General features: G+C 72.3%; 3 protein-coding genes. All 3 read left to right on the forward strand.

Annotation, left to right across the window (positions count from 1 at the left end):
* Positions 1-192 precede the first annotated feature (192 nt).
* Positions 193-1,683, forward strand: coding sequence for a CYTH and CHAD domain-containing protein (locus AC30N0_RS08695; RefSeq protein ID WP_489517527.1), 1,491 nt, complete (start codon positions 193-195; stop codon positions 1,681-1,683).
* 66 nt (positions 1,684-1,749) lie between these two features.
* The gene (locus AC30N0_RS08700) at positions 1,750-2,622 is read left to right on the forward strand and encodes a UDP-2,3-diacylglucosamine diphosphatase (protein ID WP_489517528.1); all 873 of its coding nucleotides are present in this window, start codon (positions 1,750-1,752) and stop codon (positions 2,620-2,622) included.
* Positions 2,623-2,723: 101 nt separating this feature from the next.
* A partial coding sequence (gene fusA / locus AC30N0_RS08705) for an elongation factor G (RefSeq protein WP_489517529.1) occupies positions 2,724-4,350 on the forward strand: 1,627 nt, incomplete at its 3' end.

Here is a 4,350-nt window from a genome sequence, read left to right on the forward strand (position 1 = left end):
TGCGCCTGCGCCGCTGGGACGACTGCGCGAGGCGTCCGCGGCAGCGGACTCCGCCGCTGGCGTGGTACCTCGGTCTGCTCCAGGCACTGATCGAGCGCCAGGCCGCTCCGTCCCGGCTCCAGGTCGGTTCCCTCTCGGTGACCTGAGCGGTCGCTGCCCACTCGCAGCCGGTTCGACCGCTGCCCTCACCCCATGCCCGAGATCGAGCTCAAGTTCACGGTCGCCCCCGACCGCGCCACGTCGGTGGAGGCGACCCTGCGCCGTGCCGGCTCGCGGCTGACGCGGATCGAGTCGCGCTACTTCGACACCGCCGACGGCCGCCTCGCCGATGCCCGGCTCTCGCTGCGCCTGCGCCGCGCCGAGGGAGCCTGGGAGCAGACGCTCAAGGCAGCCGGCCCGGTGTCGGCCGTTCGCGACGAAGAGACCGTCCTGCGCACCGGCGACTGGGGGCCGGACGGGCCGCCCGTCGACCCTTCCTTGCACCGCGGCACGGCTGCGGGGAAGGCGCTGGCGAAGGCGCTCGGCCGTCCGGCCGAGCCGCTGCAGCAGGCGTACGCCAGCTTCGTCCGGCGCCGCACGATCGAGGTCGATTGCGAGGGTTCCCGGGTCGAGGTGGCGTTCGACCAGGGCGAGATCCGCTCCGGCGGCCACTCGCTGCCGGTTTGCGAGGTGGAGTACGAGCTGAAGTCGGGCGCGCCTGCCGCCCTCGCCGTGCTCGCCCGGGCCGGCGTGGTCGAGCACGGCATGTGGCTGAGCACCCTGGCCAAGGGCGCCCGTGGCGACCGGCTCTTCCGCGGCGAGCCGCGCCGCCTGGCCCGAAAGGGCTCCCGCCCGATGCTGACCCCGTCCCTCGCCGGGCCCGACATGCTGAGGGAAATGCTGCGCGCCTGCCTCGAGCAGGTGCTGGCGAATGCCAGCGAGATCGCTGCCGACCGCGTCGACGACGAGCTCGTGCACCAGCTGCGCATCGGCCTGCGCCGCCTGCGGACGACGATGCGCGAGCTGGGCAGCCTAGCACCGGCCCTGGGCACGCAGTGGGAGTTGCCGGTGGTCGGAGTCTTCCAGTTGCTGGGGGCGTACCGGGATCGCCATGCCGTGGCGACGGCTTTGCAGGCGCGACTGGCCGAGGCCGGTTCGCCGGCCCCGATCCTGCGGGCGCACGACGCGGCCCCTGCCAGCCCGGCGGCCTTCGTGCGCAGCACGGCATTCCAGACGGCGCTTCTCGAGTTCGTCGGCTTCACCCTCGAGACCGGGGCGGGCGCCGACCCTAGCTTCGGCCCGAAGGCCGGCAGGCGACTGCTCGAAAGCCGGCTGCAGAAGCTCCATGTGCGTCTGCAACGCGGCGCCAGCGACTTCGCGCAGCTCGCTCCGGCCGAGCGGCACCAGGTCCGCAAGCGCCTGAAGCGACTGCGCTACCTCGCCGAGATGGCGGGATCGCTCTATCCCGCCGTGCGGGTGGCGCGCTACCTCGCCCGCCTCGCGCCGGCCCAGGACGAGCTGGGCCGCTACATGGACCTGGTCGTCGGCTCGCACCTCGCCGCCGATGCCGCGCGCGACGGCGTCCCGGCCGCCTGGTTCAACGTCGGCTGGCTGCGTGCGGAGATGCCGGACAGCGTCGAGCGCTGCCGCAAGGCGCTGGTCGAGGCCGGGCGGGCGAAGCCGTTCTGGACGCACGGGCGCTGACCGCGTCACGAGACGTTCATCCGGACGACGGCAAGGTGTCACGTGGGGCGTGGACGATGGCCGTCCATGCATCGTGACGCATCCTTCCTGCGCGCATGGGCGGCGGCCGAGGGCCCCGACTCGGAGTCTTCCGACGGCCCCGCCGGCACGCGTGCCGCACCGGTGGTGCGCTATCGGAGCGTCTGGATCTCCGACGTCCATCTCGGCACGCCGGGCTGCCAGGCCCAGGCGCTGCTCGATTTCCTTCGGCGCGTGGAGTGCGACAACCTGTTCCTCGTCGGCGACATCATCGACGGCTGGCAGCTGCGCCGGAGCTGGTTTTGGCCACAGGCCCACAACGACGTGGTGCAGAAGCTGCTCCGCAAGGCGCGCAAGGGAACGCGGGTGATCTATGTCCCCGGCAACCACGACGAGTTCGCGCGTCGATACGTCGGGCACAGCTTCGGCGGCATCGAAGTGGTCGAAGACTGGATGCACGTCACGGCGGACGGTCGCCGCCTCTGGATCACGCACGGCGACCTCTTCGACGGCGTGGTCCAGTGCGCCCGCTGGCTTGCTTGCCTGGGCGACAACCTCTACGGCCTGACCCTGCGCCTGAACCGGCACCTGAATTCGCTGCGCGCGCGGATGGGGTTGCCGTACTGGTCCTTGTCGGGTTTCCTGAAGCGCAAGGTCAAGCGCGCCGTGAGCTATGTCGGCGACTTCGAGGCCGCCGTGGCCGCCGAGGCGCGGCGGCGTGGTGCCCAGGGCGTCGTCTGCGGCCACATCCACCACGCCGAGCTGAGGACCATCGACGGCATCCTCTACGCCAACGACGGCGACTGGGTCGAGAGCCTGACCGCCCTGGCCGAGTACGCCGACGGTCGCCTCGAGATCGTGGCCGCGACGCGTCGCGACACGGCGCCCGCGGTCGCACCGGCGGCCCTCGCCTCCCGATGAAGATCGCCATCGTCAGCGGCGCCCGATCCCGCCGTTGACCTCCGGGGGGTGGCGCGGGACACTGCAGGTCCCGAGTCGTCCGGCCAATGAGCCCGGCAGACATGGCCACTCCGCACGCAGGCGCCGCCGACGCCATCGAATCGATCCGCACCCTGGCGCTCGTCGGCGCCGCCGGCTCCGGCAAGACGAGCCTCGCCGAGGCGCTCCTGGTCGCCGGCGGCGCGCTCGTCACGCCCGGCACCCTGGAACGCGGCAGCACAGTCAGCGACTTCGACCCGCTCGAGCGGCGGATGCAGCATTCGCTCAACTCGGCGGTGCTCCACCTCCATCACGCCGGCACGCGAATCCACCTCGTCGATACACCCGGCGCTGCCGATTTCGTCGGGCAGAGCCTGCCGGCACTGGAAGCGGTCGAGACCGCGGCCGTGGTCGTCAATGCCGCGGTCGGCGTCGAGCCCATGGCGGTGCGGATGATGGAGCAGGCCGCGGCGCGGCAGCGCGACCGCCTCGTCATCGTCAACCGAATCGACGTCCCCGGCGTCGACCTCGCCGCCGTGCTGGCGCAGATCCGGGCCGCGTTCGGCAAGGAGTGCCTGCCGCTGAACCTGCCCGACGCCGGCGCCAGCCGCGTCGTCGACTGCTTCGGCAACCGCGACGGCCACAGCGACTTCGGCAGCGTCGACGCCGCCCACCGCGCCCTGGTCGAGCAGGTCGTCGAGGTCGATGCCGGCTTCGTCGAGCGCTACCTCGAGGAAGGCGACGTCGACGTCTCCGAGCTGCACGCGCCGCTCGAGCAGGCGCTGCGCGAGGGCCACCTGATCCCGGTCTGCTTCGTGTCGGCACGCACGGGCGCGGGCGTGCGCGAGCTGCTCGACATCATCGTCCGCGTCCTGCCGCATCCGGGCGAGGCCAACCCGCCGGCCTTCCTGCGCGGCGAGGGCGCGGCGGCCGAGCCGATGGCTGCGGCACCCGACCCGGGCCGGCACGTCCTGGCCCATGTCTTCAAGGTCACCGTCGATCCGTTCGTCGGCCGGATGGGCGTGTTCCGGGTCCACCAGGGCACCGTCACCCGGGACAGCCTCCTCTACATCGGCGACAGCCGCAAACCCTTCAAGGTGGGGCGCCTGTTCATGCTGCAGGGCAAGGACCATGTCGAGGTGGCGCAGGCCGTGCCGGGCGACATCGCCGCCGTCGCCAAGGTCGACGAGATCCGGTTCGATGCGGTCCTGCACGACGCCGCCGAGGACGACCACATCCACCTGGCACCCCTGCCGTTCCCGAAGCCGGTGCACGGCATCGCGATCGAGCCGAAGCGCCCCGGCGACGAGCAGCGGATGTGGGAGATCCTGAGCAAGCTCGTCGACGAGGACCCGTGCCTGCGGCTGGAGCACGTCGCGGGCAGCAACGAGACCGTGGTCTACGGGCTCGGCGAGCTGCACCTGCGCGTCCTCCTCGAGCGCCTGCGCGAGACGCACCGCTTCGAGGTCGTCACCCGGCCGCCGCGCATCGCCTACCGCGAGACGATCGGCGCGCCGGCCGAGGGCCACCACCGGCACAAGAAGCAGAGCGGCGGCGCGGGTCAGTTCGGCGAGGTCTTCCTGCGCGTCGAGCCGCTGCCGCGCGGCGCCGGCTTCGAGTTCGTCGACGAGGTCAAGGGCGGGACCATCCCGGGCCAGTTCATCCCGGCCGTGGCGAAAGGGGTGCGCGAGGTGCTCGCCAGCGGGGCGA

The sequence above is a fragment of the Rhizobacter sp. genome (assembly GCF_031412495.1).
Taxonomy (GTDB): domain Bacteria; phylum Pseudomonadota; class Gammaproteobacteria; order Burkholderiales; family Burkholderiaceae_C; genus Schlegelella_A.

Excerpts from the sequence above, each read along its gene's own strand:
- AC30N0_RS08700 (WP_489517528.1), top strand. The coding sequence starts at position 1,750 with ATGCATCGTGACGCATCCTTCCTGCGCGCATGGGCGGCGGCCGAGGGC.
- AC30N0_RS08695 (WP_489517527.1), top strand. The coding sequence starts at position 193 with ATGCCCGAGATCGAGCTCAAGTTCACGGTCGCCCCCGACCGCGCCACG.